12 protein-coding genes and 1 pseudogene are annotated in these 16128 nt (G+C 62.7%); 8 read left to right on the top strand and 5 right to left on the bottom strand.

The annotated features are described in order from the left end of the window. Nucleotides 1-57: 57 nt before the first annotated feature. From ASF90_RS09750 to ASF90_RS09740, 3 genes are read right to left on the bottom strand one after another with little or no spacing between them, the layout of a single operon-like run. Complete coding sequence (locus ASF90_RS09750) at nucleotides 58-627, bottom strand: hypothetical protein (protein ID WP_055849019.1); 570 nt, start codon at nucleotides 625-627, stop codon at nucleotides 58-60. A gap of 29 nt (nucleotides 628-656) precedes the next feature. Continuing rightward, on the bottom strand, nucleotides 657-1970 hold the full coding sequence (locus ASF90_RS09745) for a DUF6792 domain-containing protein (RefSeq protein ID WP_055849017.1): 1314 nt from the start codon (nucleotides 1968-1970) through the stop codon (nucleotides 657-659). Further along, a complete protein-coding gene (locus tag ASF90_RS09740) occupies nucleotides 1967-2545 on the bottom strand; it encodes a hypothetical protein (RefSeq protein ID WP_055850339.1) in 579 nt (192 codons plus the stop codon). Before ASF90_RS09740 ends, ASF90_RS09745 begins: the two co-directional genes overlap by 4 nt. A 538-nt stretch (nucleotides 2546-3083) precedes the next feature. Here ASF90_RS09740 and ASF90_RS09735 point away from each other — a divergent pair. The 7 genes from ASF90_RS09735 to ASF90_RS09705 all read left to right on the top strand — a co-directional run bounded on the left by ASF90_RS09735 (nucleotide 3084) and on the right by ASF90_RS09705 (nucleotide 13479). Further along, nucleotides 3084-3845 carry an aldolase/citrate lyase family protein gene (locus ASF90_RS09735; protein ID WP_055849014.1) on the top strand — a complete coding sequence of 254 codons (762 nt, stop codon included), beginning with the start codon at nucleotides 3084-3086 and terminating at the stop codon, nucleotides 3843-3845. Then, nucleotides 3846-5987 (top strand): TonB-dependent siderophore receptor, encoded by a 2142-nt coding sequence (locus ASF90_RS09730; protein ID WP_055849011.1) that lies wholly within the window; start codon nucleotides 3846-3848, stop codon nucleotides 5985-5987. Nucleotides 5988-6332: 345 nt separating this feature from the next. Continuing rightward, nucleotides 6333-7559 (top strand): ATP-grasp domain-containing protein, encoded by a 1227-nt coding sequence (locus ASF90_RS09725; protein WP_055849008.1) that lies wholly within the window; start codon nucleotides 6333-6335, stop codon nucleotides 7557-7559. Next, complete coding sequence (locus tag ASF90_RS09720) at nucleotides 7556-9358, top strand: IucA/IucC family protein (RefSeq protein WP_055849005.1); 1803 nt, start codon at nucleotides 7556-7558, stop codon at nucleotides 9356-9358. The genes ASF90_RS09725 and ASF90_RS09720 overlap by 4 nt, the downstream gene beginning before the upstream one ends. Beyond that, nucleotides 9355-10539 carry an MFS transporter gene (locus ASF90_RS09715; protein WP_055849003.1) on the top strand — a complete coding sequence of 395 codons (1185 nt, stop codon included), beginning with the start codon at nucleotides 9355-9357 and terminating at the stop codon, nucleotides 10537-10539. The genes ASF90_RS09720 and ASF90_RS09715 overlap by 4 nt, the downstream gene beginning before the upstream one ends. Then, the gene (locus tag ASF90_RS09710; protein WP_055849000.1) at nucleotides 10517-12286 is read left to right on the top strand and encodes an IucA/IucC family protein; all 1770 of its coding nucleotides are present in this window, start codon (nucleotides 10517-10519) and stop codon (nucleotides 12284-12286) included. Before ASF90_RS09715 ends, ASF90_RS09710 begins: the two co-directional genes overlap by 23 nt. Beyond that, nucleotides 12283-13479 (top strand): type III PLP-dependent enzyme, encoded by a 1197-nt coding sequence (locus ASF90_RS09705; RefSeq protein ID WP_055848997.1) that lies wholly within the window; start codon nucleotides 12283-12285, stop codon nucleotides 13477-13479. Before ASF90_RS09710 ends, ASF90_RS09705 begins: the two co-directional genes overlap by 4 nt. Before the next feature lie 205 nt (nucleotides 13480-13684). Here the strand turns inward: ASF90_RS09705 and ASF90_RS24500 are convergent. Continuing rightward, a pseudogene (locus ASF90_RS24500) lies at nucleotides 13685-13807 on the bottom strand (IS5/IS1182 family transposase); the annotation flags it as partial. A 471-nt stretch (nucleotides 13808-14278) separates the two neighbouring features. Between ASF90_RS24500 and ASF90_RS09700 the strand changes: the two are divergent. After that, on the top strand, nucleotides 14279-14845 hold the full coding sequence (locus ASF90_RS09700) for a hypothetical protein (RefSeq protein WP_055848994.1): 567 nt from the start codon (nucleotides 14279-14281) through the stop codon (nucleotides 14843-14845). 9 nt (nucleotides 14846-14854) lie between these two features. Here the strand turns inward: ASF90_RS09700 and ASF90_RS09695 are convergent, their stop codons facing one another. Then, nucleotides 14855-15991: a hypothetical protein gene (locus ASF90_RS09695; RefSeq protein ID WP_055850337.1), complete on the bottom strand. Its 1137-nt coding sequence runs from the start codon at nucleotides 15989-15991 to the stop codon at nucleotides 14855-14857. Between the last annotated feature and the right edge of the window lie 137 nt (nucleotides 15992-16128).

The raw sequence follows: 16128 nt of genomic DNA, 5'->3' as shown, positions 1-16128 counted from the left end.
CCGCCGAATTTGCAGGATGAATGGTGCGGCCGGTGAACTGGTGAGTGACGCAGAATATCAGCGCGGCCTTACTGGCCGATATTGTCGTCGGTCGCCATAGGCTGCGCCCTTTGTCTCGACATTGGCGCAGAGCCTGCCGTCGCATAGGGTGACATCGGCTGCGTTGTAGGCGCGCAGTAATTCGGCACGCAACTGATTGTCACGAATCTCATCGCGATACTGGGTCAGCAACCATGCGCCACCAGCCAGTAAGAGCAGCAGACTCCCGATAACGACGGCCGCACCCTTCCACAACAACACGCGCTGCCCGCGCTCGATGCGCTTAAGTTGATCGGACAAGGAGTGCGCGCCTTCACCGATCAAGTTACCAGCCTGCTGCAGCCGCTTCTCGAAACCGGCGACGGGTTGCTCCATTCCTTGCTGCATGCTCCGAATCAATGTATCGGGCACACGCTGCAGCGTCTGTTCCGCCGACCGGGTCATCACGCCAGGCAGCGACTGCGCAACTTGCTCCAGCTGTTGCGCGAGGCGGTTCTGCTGCTGTTCCAATTCGATGCATCGGCGCTCGAACTGCTCCATGAGCGAGGCTGCCTTGCTAACCAGCGCAAGCGGATCTTGTGCGTTCATCGTGCGTCCTGCCTTTCTCCTGATGACGACTACAGGCTGCGCGCGCCGACGCGCATCGTTTCCTGCTGTTGTGTCTCTGCCTGCTGCCGCTGCGCCTGCATCGCTTGCTGCGCGGCCTGCTGTTCGTGCTGGTTCACCGCCTCGACGGCTTCGGCGCGTAGCGCACGGCCGGGCGGCTCGCTGGCCAATACCTGGGTCATCTGCCGGAACTGGTCGCGGTCACCGCTTTGTGCAGCAGCTAACATGCGATCAAGGAACGCGCCTGGATCTTCCCGCACCGATGGAGATCCGCGCCCCTGCGGTGCTAGCGCTCGATCAACTTGCGCATCCTCCCTCAGCGGAACCTGCCATGCCTGCGGTGCATGGCTACGCTCGCGGTCGCGCTGAAACTCCTGCATCTGCTGCTGCCAGCTCGGCGCCTCCATTTCCAGGCGCCCAACACCCGGCTCCACCGGACCACGCAGGTGGTCAACTCCATCGCGAACAAGGCCCGGCACGCCTCGCGAATACAACGTCAACCCTGAGCGCATCGCTTCTACGTCATCGCGATACTTTGCGATCATCGGCGCGTATTGCCGTGCCAGCTGTTGTGTTGTCGGGTCTTCCAGCACGGAGCGATCTGGTTTGCCAGCGCCATCGACCGGAAGGAAGTTGTGCATGCGGTGCGACTCGCCCAACCTGACTGCAGCAGACAAGGGATCGCGCGCGTCCAGCACACTGTTGTCGTTGGCGTAATCGGACTTTTTCAGCGTAGCGATTTCATTCGGCGTGGCATAGATCTCGACCCGCCCGTAGTGCAGGCTGGCAGCGCTGACCGCATCGCCGGCCATGACGTGATTGATGACGTCATTTCCACCTTCCGGAATCCGCCGATCCAGACTGACCGCACCGTAGGCGTCGAAGGTCTGGCCCTTGAGGCCGAAGTGATGCGCAGTAACCTGCGCCAAATTGCCGCCGAGCGAGTGGCCTGCAACCGTCACATCGGACGCTGGTTGGCCGGTACTGACATGCTTTTGTTCTGCGTATTCCAAGGCGTCCTTGGTGAACGCGATGGCGTCCGCTATCTGCGCACTGCGGCGAGTCGCGACCATTCCACCGTCGGCGAGTGCGCCGTCCAGGATGGGCTGGCGATCAAACTCGCTTCCTCGGTGGACAACTACCATTTCACCGGTGTCGGCTCTTTCGTAGATCACGCCTTGATAGCCTGACGGCTTGTCTACATAGTCCAGCCGCCTACATGGAATACCACCAATATTTACGATAGGGCTTTTCGGCCCCACGTTATCCGGCTTTTGGTATGCATCATAAGCAAGCGCAGCGTATTCCTGACTGGTCAGGCTCATTGAACCAACCTCTCTGCCTTGAGAGTCACAACAAATAGATTTCTTCGGTTTGGCTCAGCGTAATTCTCGGCAGATGGCTTTCCTGTATCCGGGAAGTCATCGACGCCACTTCTGGGATAACCACCTTTCCAAAAGTAAGTTTTCTTTGAGGACGACTGCAGGATCTGCTCTTTCTCCAAACTAGGCGCGAAGTCAGTCTCCTCGTGTTCTCCACTCGCTTTTAGCGACATCCCGACCCCCGTCAACTCCCAGTGGCACACACCCTTTCCATAATAATCCGCGTCAATCATGCCATCTGCAAAGATCGTCGCCACGTAGGTCGTCGCGTCGACATTTTGGAAAACCGCGGGAACGCTGTCTTCCTTTTGCTTGAGCCAAACCCCAGCAATCGGCTCTATCGGGGTGCATTGCTGATGATTAGAAATTTGATAAAAGGCGGCACCGTCCACGAAACCAAACGACCCCGGCGCATCATCGATAGTCATCGTAATCCGATAAGCCTGCTTGGGATGCGGATTCTTCTGGTAAACAGGATCGCCGTCAGCGTCACTCACCTGCTTATCCTGTGACTGCATGCTCGTCTCCTTTAAACCGCAAGCGCCCAATGTCATGACAAGGGATACGCAAAGCAATAGGGCGTAGTTGCGACACATGGTGTTTTCGCCAATCAGCATCCTTTCGCAGGAGCCTACGCCGCTTCCATGAAGCATGCAAGATTCACTAACTATTACGTCTTTCCTGAGGTCTTTTCGGCATCAATTACACAGGTGTTATATCTCCAACACCCGGAATGCATTCATCCACGTGACGTTTGGCTGGAAAACGCAAACTATGGCGATAGGCCTAGAGCTCGCAACACTCAAACCAATTGCTACAGTTAAATCATGCTGCCACTCGTGTATGGCGATGCAACACTATCCAACGAATAGAGCGCATCTGTTTGGGTTCAACCGCTGCCAGAAACGCTGATCTTCAGACTCCCTGCATCGTGGAGCCCAGGGACAATGGCAACGAGCGCAAGTGTCCTAGTCACGAAAAGTAACCACCCAACACACTTGATAATCATTCCCATCAAGAGCAGGATGAGCGCCCGTTTCCTTGGCAGCCTCTTCCATGGCGTATGCGGTTGGCGTTCTGAATGCATTGCCCAGCGTGCAGCTGTGCGAGCTGCTGGGCCGCATTGGCTATGGGTTTGTGGTGCTGGACCTGGAGCACGTGTTGCGCGCGCCGGACGAGCTGGAACACGCGATCCGCGCCTGTGAGCTGTCCGGCTGCGAGGCGTGGGTGCGGGTGCCGGAGGTGGACGAAAAACTGATCGGCCGGGTGCTCGATGCCGGCGCGCGCGGCATCGTGGTGCCGCGTGCCGAATCGGCGCAGCAGATGGCGCGCGCCGTCGCCGCGGCGCGGTTCCCGCCGCTGGGCCGGCGCGGGATCACCGGCGGCCGCGTCACCGGCTTCGGCAACGTCGATCTGCCCACGTATATCGCCCAGGCCAACCGCGATATCCGCATCGTGCCGATGATCGAAAGCGCCGCCGGCGTTGCCGCGCTTGCCGAGATTCTCGCTGTGCCCGGCGTGGCCCTGGTGATGGAAGGCGCGCTCGATCTTGCACTGGACCTGGGCCTGGGCCCGCAGCCCACGCATGCACAGGTATGGGACTTGCTGCTGCAGCTGCACGCGCACTGCCGCGCCGCCGATATGCCGTTCTGCCCCAATCCACGCACCGATGCGCAACGCGCGCACTGGCTGCAACAACCGGATCTGCGCTGGCTACTCGCCGGCGAAGATCGCGCCCTGATTCAACGCGCGCTGCGCGGCCATCTGGCCACCTTCGACGCGCCCGCCTCCCTACCCGCTTGCAGGAGCACGCCGTAGATGTCGCCGATCCGTTTGCACACCCTGACCCTCGCCATCGCCGCGGCCTGCTGCGGTCTGCCGCAGGTGGCGCTTGCCACTGATGCGCCGGCTGCCAACGAAGCCACTGTCGTCGATGGTCAGACACCGATCCGTGCACTGGATGCGATCCAGGTACAGGGCAGCCTGCTTGGCCGTTCCAAACCGGATGACGTGCAACGTTACGCGGGCAGCCGCCAGGTGATCGATCGCGAGCAGCTGCGCACTGGCGGCAATCGTTCGCTCGACGATGCACTGCAACGTGTACCGGGCATCAAGATCTTCGACGAAACCGGCACCGGCGCACTGCCGCAGATCATGTTGCGCGGCCTGTACGAAAGCCGCAGCGGCCGCGTGCAGGTGCTCGAAGACGGCATCCCGCTGGCGCTGGCGCCGTATGGGCAGACCAGCTTGTCGTTGTTTCCGGTGGGTCTGAATCAGATCGATCGCATCGACATCGTGCGCGGCGGCGCGGCCGTGCAGTACGGGCCGAACAATGTGGGCGGGGTGATCAATCTGGTCAGCAAGGAGATTCCCAGCGAGTGGAGCACCACGCTGGCGCACAAGGTCACTGCCGGCGGCCAGGGCCAGTTTCTGCAGGACAGCGCGCTGAGCAGCGGCGGCTATCTCACCGACAATTTCGGTCTGCAGGTCGATGCCAATCGCACCTGGGGCGAGTATTGGCGCGCACATAGCGATACCGACATCAGCAATCTGCGCGTGCGTGCGGAGTGGTGGCTGGACGACACCAAGTTGATCAAGGCCAGCGTGCAGCGGTATCTGGTGGACATGGATCTGGCCGGTGCGCTCAGCCCGGACGATTATCGGCGCGACCCGCGCCAGTCCACGCGCCCGCTGGATAGCTTCAACGGGCGCACCACGCGTGCATCGTTGAGCTATGAGCAACTCTTGGGCGATTGGGGGCCGATGAAGGATGTTCGGTTGTCCTGGACCAATTTCAGCGCGCGCAGCAGCCGCAATTTCATCGTCGGCATGCGCCAAGCCGCCACCGAAACCTGGCGCTCGGACCTGCCGCCGCAACTGCGCCAGACCGCACCACGGGACTTCCGCGTGGTGGGCAGCGAGCCACGGCTGAACTGGAGCATGGGCGATGCCGGCGGCGTGCGTCAACAGTGGACCGCTGGCGTGCGCGCGGTACGCGAGGACATCGATTTCCTGGTTGGCAACCTACGCTTGCGCGATGGCCTGTTCACCAGTGTGCGCGATTGGCAGTTCGAAGACCGTGCGTTGGCCGCCTATGTCAGCAATGCGATCACGCTGCCGGACGAGCGCATCACCATCACGCCCGGATTGCGCTACGAGCGCCTGGATTCGCGCTATTTCAACCGCACCACCGGGGTGAGCACCCTCAACCAGACGCGCGACGTGCTGCCCGGCCTGACGGTCGGCTTCCAGGCCAACGCGCAGTGGTTCTTCTATGCGGACGGGCAGCGTTCGATGCGCGCGCCGCAGGTCACCCAGATCATCTTCGGCAACAATCTGGATGCCGAGCTGGCGTGGAATTACGAAGCCGGCACACGCTATCAACCCAATGACCGTACCCGCATCCAGGTCGGTGGCTACCTGATCGACTTCGATCAACAGATCCAGCTGGACAACACCACCCGCGTGTTCCGCAATCTGGGCAAGACCCGCCATCAAGGTGGCGAGGTGGAGCTGCAATGGAGCCCGGAACAGCTGCGTGCGCTCACCCTCAACGCAGGCTATGCCTACCTGGATGCCAGCCAGGAATCAGGGGCGTTCCGCGGTTTCCGCGTGCCCTACACCTCGCGCAACCAGATCACCCTGGGCGGCAACTACGCGCTCGGTCATACCACTGTCGCGCTCTCCGGCTACTACTTCAGCAAGGCCTTCAGCGATGCGGCCAACACCGTGCAGGAGAACGCCATCGCCTCGGTGGGCCAGTTGCCCGCCTACATGGTCTGGAACACGCAGGTGAGCCATACCTTGTTCGAACGCGATGGACAAAAATTCAGCGCGTCGCTGGCGATCAACAATCTGTTCGACCGGCAGTACTGGTTCCGCGGCGTGGACACCAGCCCATGGGGCCGTCAGGCCGCACCCGCACGCACGTTCACTGCAGGTCTGGAGTACACGTTCTAACCGCGGTGCGCACGGCAGGCGGTAGCAACCAGCAAGTGCTACTCGCGCAGTTGTTCGTCGCCGCCACGCGCACCTGATCGAGGGTTGCACCGTTTTATCAGCGTCACGCTGCACGGAGCAGCAGCGGCACCACACGACCGATGTACAGGGGCATCGGTCGCCCACGACGGCAACGGCGATCCCGCTGTGGCCGCCGCCAGAAACACGGCGTGCACGAAGCACGCATCAGCGCCGCAGCACGCGGCATTGCGATCACTGCATCGCAGGCCACCCAACGCCGATCATGGCGCCAGGCAGCCCGTTTCAGTACCGGTTTTTCCACCGCCCTGTCGAACGAGAACTGCCATGACTGCAACATCCGCTGCACCGTTGGTGATCCTCACCCATGTCTGCCACCCGGCCATCACCGACGGCTTTCTGCCGGCCGCGCACGCGCAAGGCGTTCCGGTGTGGTTGCTGACCGACCATCGCCTCGATCACCTGGCCTATTTCCGCGACCACCCTGCGCAGGCGCCGCAGCGGGTAATCGAATGCGATGTCTTCAATCCGCTGGGCGTGCTGGACGTTCTGCATGACGCCGGCATTGCGCCGCGCGCGGTGTTCAGCAACAGCGATCATCTGCAGACCAGCACCGCGCTGGTGGCCGCCGGATTTGGGCTGCCGGGCAAGGACTGGCAGGTGTGTTACGCCGCCAAGAACAAGGCGGCGATGCGGCAACGCCTGCGTGCACGCGGCCTGCCCTGCCCGTGGTTCTGCACGCTGACGTCGGGCGCCGCAGTGCCAACGGATATCCCCTGGCCGGTGGTGGCCAAGCCGCGCGAAGGCGTGGCCAGCCTGGATGTACGCCACTGCGCCGATGCTGCGCAATTGCAAAGCTATCTGGACGACCTGTGGCAGCGCCACCCGCAGCGCACCGTGTTGCTGGAAGGCATGTTGCACGGACCGCTGTTCACGCTGGAAACGCTGGGCGATGGCGACACGCTGCATGCCATCGGCGGCTTCAAGGTGCGGCTGTCGCCACCGCCGTATTTCGTCGAATGCGAAGCGCAGTGGGATGCGCACGTACAGACCCCGGTGATTGCGCAGGCACTGCAGCAGCTGCGCGCCTTCGGCGTCGGATTTGGGCTATGCCATAGCGAATTCATCCTCACCGACGATGGTCCGGTGCTGGTGGAGATCAACTACCGCAGCATCGGCGACCGCCGCGAATTTCTGCTCGACGGCATGTTTGGCGGGCAATGGTTTTCCGCCGCGCTGGCGCCGCATCTAGGCCAGCCATTGCCGCAGCTGCGCAGCGACCGCGCGCATGCCTTGCTGCGCTATTACGTGGCCGAGCGCGACGGCGAGCTGGTCACCGCCAGCGAAGACCGCCGTCATCACGATGCACACAGCGACGTGCATTACCGGCGCATGCGTGCACCGGGCGAACGCATCCAGCTGAGCCATTCCAACAAGGATTACCTGGGCGTGTTGAGCGCCGTGGCCAGTGATGCACAGGCGCTGCAACAGGCCGTGGTGCATGCCGAAGCGGGCCTGCACTGGCGCATCGACAACGCGCAGGTGCACGCATGAGCAGCACCGCCGACCAGCGCTACATCGCCACCCGCATCATCGATGCCTGCCTGCGCGAGGACCTGCGCGCGATCGTCAGCCGTGGCACGCCAGCCACGCCCGACGCGAGCACATTGGCCGCCTGGACCGACCCCAGCCCGGTGGACGGCTGGTGGCGCATCGCGCATCTGCCCAACGGCTCGCTGTGGTTGCCGATCCATCGCCACGGCGTGCTGCAGGACATCAGCGCCTGCGGCGATCGCTGGATCGTGCAGGGTTCCGACGCTGCGTATGTCGAACAGGGCGCGCGCGCATGGCTGCAACGCATGAGTGCCGAACTGGATTTGGAAACGCAGGAACTGCACCGTGCCTACGCCGACGAAGCCGAGTGCGCCGCCGCGCACCGTGGTCTTGCGCAACAGGCGTATGCCGCGCAGGCGCCCGCATTGGCCAAGGCGCTGCAGCATGACGATGCCGCCGAACGCGCGTACCGCTGCGACCAGCTGGCCAGCTACCGCGATCATCCGTTCTACCCCACCGCACGCGCCAAGGCCGGCCTGGACGCAGACGAACTGCGCCACTACGCACCGGAATTTGCGCCCACCTTCGCGCTGCGTTGGTTGGCGATTCCGCGTGCACTGGCCAGTTGCACCAGCGCACCGCCAGAGGCGTTATGGCCGGACTTCGCTACCCTGGGGCTGCCGCCCGCGCTCGCCGCGACGCACATCGCCTGGCCGGTGCATCCGCTGGTCTGGGCGCGTATGGAACAGCCGCACTTTGCGCTTCCACCCGGGACGCTGCGCGCACCGCAGGCCTGGCTGGAAGTGCGCCCCACCCTGTCGGTGCGCACGCTGGTGCCGCTGCAGCATCCGCATCTGCATCTCAAGCTGCCGATCCCGATGCGCACGCTGGGCGCATTGAATCTGCGCCTGATCAAACCTTCCACGCTGTACGACGGGCACTGGCTGGAGCGCGCGCTACGCCGTATCGATGCGCACGACCCCGCATTGCAGGGGCGTTGCGTGTTCGTCGACGAGTCGCATGGCGGGCATGTCGGCGACACCCGGCATCTGGCCTATCTGGTGCGGCGTTATCCGCCGCTGGACGCCACCACGCTGGTCCCGGTGGCCGCGCTATGCGCACCGATGCCCGACGGCCGGCCGCTGGCGCTGCATCTGGCCGACCGGTTCGCGCACGGCGATGTGCAGGCCTGGTGGCGCGAATACACCGAACTGTTGCTCGCGGTGCATCTGCGGCTGTGGCTGCGCTACGGCATTGCGCTGGAAGCCAATCAACAGAACAGCGTACTGGTTTATGCGCATGGCCAGCCCACGCGCCTGTTGATGAAGGACAACGACGCCGCGCGGATCGCGATGCCGCAATTGCGTGCCCAGCTGCCGTACATCGAGACCCTGGGCGCGCTGCAGGACGCACGGATCGCGGTGAACGAGACACACGCGCTGGCGCAGATGTTCTGCACCATCGTGCTGCAACTGGATCTGCAGGCGATACTCGAAGGTCTGGCCGACTGGCAGCCGGCCTTGCGCGCGCCGCTGGCTGCGCAACTGCAGGACCAGGTTGCGCAGACGCTGGCAACGCTGGATGCCGATGGCATCGACACCGCGCCCGCGCGGCGCCTGCTGGCCGCACCACGGTTGCCGGTGAAGTACCTGCTCAGCGCCGGCAGCCTGCTCAGCAAGCAGCTCACCGGTGCGACCGATATCAACAAGTTCTACGGCGACAGCGCGCCCAATCCGTTCGGCACCACGTTTGCGCACACACAGCCGCAGCCGCGTCGCCATGCCGGTGGTCAGCGATGAAACGCATCCTCGCCCCGGTGCTGGCGGCCCACTATCTGGCGGCCTTCACCGCCCTGGGCATGCCGCTGTTTCTGCCGCAGGTTCTGGCCGAACTGGCGCCCACCGCGGCGGTGGGCTGGAGCGGCGTGCTGTATGTGTTGCCCACCTTGTGCACTGCGTTGACGGCGAGCACCTGGGGGCGATTGGCGGACCGCTACGGACGCAAACGCTCGTTGCTGCGCGCGCAACTGGGGCTGGCATTGGGCTTTGCGATTGCCGGCTTCGCACCCTCGCTGACCTGGCTGGTGATCGGCCTGATCGTGCAAGGCACCTGCGGCGGCTCGCTGGCGGCGGCCAATGCGTATCTGGCCAGCCAACCGCAGGCCGGCCCCTTGGCGCGCGCACTGGACTGGACGCAGTATTCGGCGCGACTGGCGATGGTCAGCGCACCGGCGTTGCTGGGGCTGGCCCTCGCCTTGGGTCCGGCGCAGTCGCTCTACCGCGCGCTCGCGTTGCTGCCATTGCTTGCCTTTGCATTGACCTGGCGATTGCCGGCGGATCAGCCCAACGCGCGTCCACTTGCATCTGCGACGACGTCATCAGCTACCGAACCTGCAACACACCCGTCGGCCACCACAGCATCGTTGTGGCCGGCCTTGTTGCTCGCGCAGTTTCTGTTTTGCTTCGCGATGGTGGTGACGTTTCCGTACTTTATTCCCTATGCGCTTGAACGCGGTGCCGGTCACGACGCGCTTGCCGGCCTGCTCTACAGCCTGCCGCATCTGGTCTATCTGGTGGTGTTGCCGTGGTGGCGGCGCGGCGATGGCGAGGCATGGCTGATCCCGGGGCTGCTGCTGTTTGCGCTGGCCTGCCTGTGGCAGGCGCTGTTGCACGACGCCGTCGCGCTGGCGGTGGCGCGGCTGCTGTTCGGCGTTGGCATGTTGTTCGGCCTGCGCGGGCTCAATCGCAGCCTGGCGCTGGTCGCCAGCGGCCAGGGCGCCGGCCGCCTGTTCGGCCGTTTCGATGCCTGCGGCAAGTGGGCCGGCGTGGCCGCTGGCGCCGCAGCCGGTGCGCTGGCTCAGGCCGCCGGCCCCGCACTTCCTTTCCTGGCCGCCGCCGTTGCTGCGGCTGGCGCTGCGCTCACCGTTGCGGTGCGCTTTCCTTCAAGGAGAACTGCCGATGTCGCTGCACACGATGCATGACCCCTGGTACGACAGCATGGCCGATGCACAGGCCTGCAGTTGCTGGTTGAACTGCTACCTGCGCGAGTTTGCCATCCCGCAACGCGCAGCCGATTTCGATTACCGCGGGCTGGATCGCCCCGGGCCGCGCATGGCCGAGCAACGTTGGCTGCGCATCGACCTTGGCGATACCGGCGCGGTGTGCGTGCGCATTGCCTACGCAGACCGTTTGGGCCGCTGCCGCTTCGCGTCCACACCGTTTCTCAAAAGTGCCGGCCAACCGTGGCACGCGCTCGACGCGCATGCGTTGGCGCGCTGCCTGCTGCAATCGCTGGGCAGCACGCAGGCGGTCAACCCGGAGCTGCTTGCGCAAAGCGCCAACAGCGTGGCGATCACCGCAGCGATGCTGCGCCAGGCACAGCGCACCGCACCCACCGGCGATGCGATGATCGATGCCGAGCAATCGATGCTGTGGGGCCACGCGCTTCATCCCACACCGAAAAGCCGCGAAGGCGTGGCGCTTGACCACGTGCTCGCCTGTGCACCGGAAGCGCGTGCGGCATTTCAGTTGTTCTGGTTCCGTATCGACCCACGCCTGCTGCGCGTGCAAGGCAAGAACGTGCGCGCCAGCCTGAGGCAGCTGTCCGGCAGCGACGATCTCTACCCCTGCCATCCGTGGGAGGCGCAACGCCTGCTCGACGACCCGCTGCTGCGCACCTTGCAAGCGCGCGGATGGATCACGCCGGTCGGCCTGCGCGGCGATGTACTACGGCCCACCTCGTCGGTGCGGACGCTGTATCACCCGCAGCTGGATTACTTTCTCAAGTGCTCGGTGCATGTGCGGCTGACCAATTGCGTCCGCAAGAATGCGTGGTACGAACTGGAAAGTGCGGTCGCGCTGACCGACCTGCTGGCGCCCAGCTGGCAGGCACTGGCGGCGCAGGTACCGGGCTTCGACGTGATGCTGGAGCCTGCCGCCACGTCGCTGGATGTCGCGCAGATCGACCGCGCCCTGCACGATGCCGACCCGCAGGCCGCACGTGCGTTGTCCGAAAGTTTCGGCATCCTGTATCGCAAGACCATTCCTGCTGCGCAACGCGCACGTTGGCAGCCGCAGGTGGCCGCCGCCCTGTTTACTTGTGATGCGCAGGGCAACAGCGCGTGTGCCCAGCGCTTGCAGGCGCTGAGCAGCGCACAGATGGACCGCCATACCGCCACACTGCTGTGGTTCCGCGCTTATGCAGGCCTGTTGCTGGATGGCGTGTGGAGCGCGCTGTTCCAGCATGGCATCGCGCTGGAACCGCATCTGCAGAACACCGTGATCGGCTTTGCCGACGGCTGGCCGACGCGCGTGTGGATTCGCGATCTGGAAGGCACCAAGCTGCTGGCCCACCATTGGCCGGAAAGCCGCTTGCAGGGTGTGGGCGAACGTGCGCGGCAATCGCTGTATTACACGCCGGAACAAGGCTGGAAACGCGTTGCCTATTGCGCGCTGGTGAACAATCTGGCGGAAGCCATCTTCCATCTGACCGAGGGCGATGGCGTGCTGGAAGTGCGGCTGTGGCAGTGCGTGGGCGAGCTCGCCGCACGCTGGCAACAACGCTACGGCGCGCAACCCGCGCTGCAAGGCTTGATCGACGGCGCCCCACTGCCGGGCAAGAACAATCTCGGCACGCGCCTGCTGCAACGGGCCGACCGTCAGTCCGACTACACCCCATTACCCAACCCGATTGCACACATCGCCACCGCGCGGCAGGTGGCCGCGTGAGCCTGCGCATCGACACCGCCGCAGTGATCCACGCGCTGCCGCAGCTACGGGCGAGCAGCGATGGCCCGCTTTGCGCGTACCTGTACGATTTGGCCGCACTGCACGCGCATGCGGCCTGGATGCGCGCGCAGCTGCCGGCGCAGTGCGAGCTGTTCTATGCGGCAAAAGCCAATGCAGAGCCGCAGATTCTGCAGACGCTGGCGCCGCATGTGGATGGCTTCGAAGCCGCGTCCGGTGGCGAACTTGCCTGGCTGCATGCGCAGCAACCGCAGGCAGCGCTGCTGTTTGGCGGGCCGGGGAAACTCGACAGCGAGCTGGCCCAGGCCGCTGCCCTGCCCGACTGCACCGTGCACGTGGAAAGCATCGGCGAGCTGCAACGGCTGGCCACCATCGCGGCACACGCCGGCCGCTGCGTCCCGGTGTTTCTGCGCATGAACATCGCCGTGCCCGGCGCACAGAGCACGCGGTTGATGATGGGCGGGCAGCCCTCGCCATTCGGCCTGGACCCGCAGGATCTGGACGCCGCCATGCAGCTGCTGCGCACCAGCCCGTCGCTGCGACTGGAGGGCTTTCATTTCCATCTGATGTCGCATCAACGCGATGCCGGCGCGCAACTGCATCTGGTTGCTGCGTACTTGCGCACCGTGCAGCAATGGCGGCAGACCTATGCGCTCGGGCCGTTGCGGGTCAACGCGGGCGGCGGCTTCGGCGTGGATTATCTATCGCCGGAGTCCTCGTTCGACTGGGCTGGTTTCTGCGCCGGGCTGCCCGCGTTGCTGCACGAACACGGCAGCGCGCTGCGTCTGCGCCTGGAACCGGGCCGCTACGTCAGCGCCAACTGCGGTTGGTATTTGATGGAGGTCCTGGACCTCAAACGCAGCCACGGCGATTGGTTTGCGATCGCACGCGGCGGCACCCATCACTTCCGCACACCGGCCGCGCAAGCGCACGACCACCCATTCCGCGTGCTGCGCGGGACGCACGCGCCGGTCATCAGCGACACACCGGTGACCTTGGTCGGCCAGCTCTGCACGCCCAAGGACGTCCTGGCGCGCAACCAACCCGTCGCCGCACTGGCCCCGGGCGACTGCCTGGCGTTTCCGCTGGCAGGCGCTTATGCGTGGAATATCTCGCACCAGCAATTTTTGATGCATCCGCCGCCGCAGAAGGTGTTTCTAACTGAGGGGCATTGACTTACCGATTGCGGACGAACAAAGCTTAGGCCTGGGTCAGTAGGCCCGCATGCAGATGTGCTGTTGCCGCAATTTCATGAGGTGACTCGAAGTAGCTGTGCAGAAATTTCGTAGAAGTTAGCCAATCGGATCGTTGTCCAGTGGCAATTCTCCTAGGGAGGTCTGAACGACCCACCAAACCTCTCAAATTCCAGCTTCTTGCATGTCAGTGAAGAACAACATGTCGCGTTTGGTGCGATGTCTGCAACTTTCTAGCGGTTTTAGCTGCCACCAAGCAACATTACCCCCGGGCCGGCAGCAATTGCCGGCGCACCATCCATCAGTTGGCATCTGGCTCGGCTCTTGCCTGTGCCCTCAGACCCCGGCCAAGGATGAGATCGCGGCATGATTGAGTTCGACCCGCACCATCGTATAGATCTGAACGGCCCTCGGACCGGTTCTATTTCCTCGGTGATCGCCTGATCACTTCCGGAAGGTCGCGAGCTGCTCCCGGAAGATTTGGCCTGGCTATCGCTCACCGCGTGCCAAGCGCAGGAATGGCTCCGGATGCTGGAAGCTGCACGCTCGGAACCGTTGCTCAACCGCACCGCGCTTGAACTCGGCACTGAACTTACTATGCTTTGACATAAATACTCATCACGGCCTGAATCCACCTTCCTGTAAGTGTCCGTGAAAACGGGGTAGAACCCCCACTGCCATCCTGGAAGGCTAAGCTATGGCACGTAGCCGCTTGCATAGGGTCACGACAAGAATTGCACGAAACCGTATGTCCGGACCAACGAATGGAGAACGATTTTAGATGAAGAATTGGCTGATCGGCTTAGTAGTCACCATGGCATGGACTAGCCCCTGCCTTGCTCAAATCGCCCCTGAGTTGCTTGGGGGCGCGGATCCGGATAAGCCGATGTTCAGCGAATCCTTCTTCAAAGGGGTTGAGGGCAATTGGGTGCTGGTACGCGAACCCGTCAACACCGGTTACCACTGCTCGGTTAATTTCATCACGCCAGATTCCACCTTGTCGCTTCGCGGTCCCGCCGACGCTGGGATGGCGAGAAAGGGTAATGGCAGTCTTTGGCTCATCAGCGAGAAAATCCCCCCGGTGACAAAGACCGAGATCGCTCCGATCACGTTGTCATCTACCAACCACCCTACGCAGAATGTTCAGGCCGCCCATGTGAGCATGCCTGGCCAGAGCAGTGGGGCGTTGTTGCTGACCATCGACGTGCAGAAATCGGTGCAGGAAAAGCCGGACAGTAATGAGCTCGCCGTCCAGCTTCAGGGGAAAGAGGTGTTCCGGTCAAAAGTTGTCCAGTTGCAGCTGGCGTATCGCCAGCTTTCGGCTTGCATGAGCGCGGCTCGAAAATAGACCATGATTTCAGCCGTTTGGCACGTTCAAGATGTCGGTGCAGGCGCGCCCTATCCCACTTGTGTCGCCACTCGTCTGAACGAAGATATTCACATCGGCAACCCTCAGCATCCCGGCGCTGTCCGGGATCAGCACATAGCGGACGTTGCAACTTTTATAACCGCCGCCATTGTAAGTCGCGCCAGTCACGAGATTCTGCCACATCACGCGATTGTCAAAGGCCTGCCCATAAGAGAGCGTCCGCGCGATCCCAGCCTGACGGATAGCTGGGTTGCCGTTCGCGGCGACGACCTCTTGCTCAGTCTTACCCGCCCACACCTGGATCAGGAGCGATTCACTGCGTGTTAAACGCCTTTTTCCCCGGTATTCAGCGGCGGTCCGAATAAAATCCAGATTGGCGTCCATCGTCGCCAGCTTGTCCTGCACCTCCCCCTGCGCTTCGGTTACTTGTTGCTGCATTTGGGCCAATTTTGCATTGAGCGCTGCCGATTCTGCTGGCGTCAGCTTGCGGCCGTTATTGATCGCGGGCTTCGGTACATCGGACCACAGCGTTTCCCAGGTAAAGTCGGCAAGCGAACTCATTGACAGTCCATCGGGAACCAGTTCCAGTCCATTCAAACCAATGGCTGCCAGTTTCGGTCGCAATGTGTCGGACTTAACCACACGGTTGACCGACGCAGCTTCTTTGGCGCCGTTAATGCTGTCACTGTTGCAGGCTACATTCCATGCCTGTCGCATCGTGTAGCTGGTCGTACTTTGCCAATCGGTGGGCTGGAGATCAATGATCGCCGGATCCTGTTTCATTGTCTTTGCGCCGCTGGCCAGCCGGAATTCCACGGAATCCGGCGTTTCCAATATGCCGGTTGAATCAGCCTTGTGCTTGGGTGCGCCACGGCCGCGCCGAATCGACTTGGGGCATTTGAACTGAAGTTGATATTCCAACCATAGGGGTTGGTTGACCGCTTCATAGACCATCGTCAAATCAATCTGAATGACCCGGTTTGAGTCAGGATTTGCGAGATCATCATTGATCGGTGTGTGGTCCATAATTGCGTCACTGGCGTAGACGTTGACACGATTTCCGGCTGCACCTTGCATATCGATCAGAAACTTGGTGGCCCCGACTTGCGTCGTGATAGCCATGATGCCCACACCGATTACGAGTTTTGTGATTTGTCGTGTCATGAGCGCTTCCTTACCCGTTATACCAACTCGCGCTCTACCGCGCACGTATGCTAATGCTATCAAGACGTTCTCAAAATTTGAGCACGCAATTTTTGAAG

Origin of the sequence: Xanthomonas sp. Leaf148, assembly GCF_001423585.1 — a bacterium.
In the GTDB taxonomy this organism is placed as follows: Bacteria; Pseudomonadota; Gammaproteobacteria; order Xanthomonadales; family Xanthomonadaceae; genus Xanthomonas.
This window is presented reverse-complemented; position numbering and strand designations above follow the sequence as displayed.

Bases quoted from the DNA above. Each gene is read 5' to 3' on its own strand.
- ASF90_RS09710 (WP_055849000.1), top strand. From the start codon at position 10,517: ATGTCGCTGCACACGATGCATGACCCCTGGTACGACAGCATGGCCGAT.
- ASF90_RS09735 (WP_055849014.1), top strand. From the start codon at position 3,084: ATGGCGTATGCGGTTGGCGTTCTGAATGCATTGCCCAGCGTGCAGCTG.
- ASF90_RS09745 (WP_055849017.1), bottom strand. From the start codon at position 1,970: ATGAGCCTGACCAGTCAGGAATACGCTGCGCTTGCTTATGATGCATAC.
- ASF90_RS09720 (WP_055849005.1), top strand. From the start codon at position 7,556: ATGAGCAGCACCGCCGACCAGCGCTACATCGCCACCCGCATCATCGAT.
- ASF90_RS09725 (WP_055849008.1), top strand. From the start codon at position 6,333: ATGACTGCAACATCCGCTGCACCGTTGGTGATCCTCACCCATGTCTGC.
- ASF90_RS09750 (WP_055849019.1), bottom strand. From the start codon at position 627: ATGAACGCACAAGATCCGCTTGCGCTGGTTAGCAAGGCAGCCTCGCTC.
- ASF90_RS09740 (WP_055850339.1), bottom strand. From the start codon at position 2,545: ATGCAGTCACAGGATAAGCAGGTGAGTGACGCTGACGGCGATCCTGTT.
- ASF90_RS09715 (WP_055849003.1), top strand. From the start codon at position 9,355: ATGAAACGCATCCTCGCCCCGGTGCTGGCGGCCCACTATCTGGCGGCC.
- ASF90_RS09730 (WP_055849011.1), top strand. From the start codon at position 3,846: ATGTCGCCGATCCGTTTGCACACCCTGACCCTCGCCATCGCCGCGGCC.
- ASF90_RS09700 (WP_055848994.1), top strand. From the start codon at position 14,279: ATGAAGAATTGGCTGATCGGCTTAGTAGTCACCATGGCATGGACTAGC.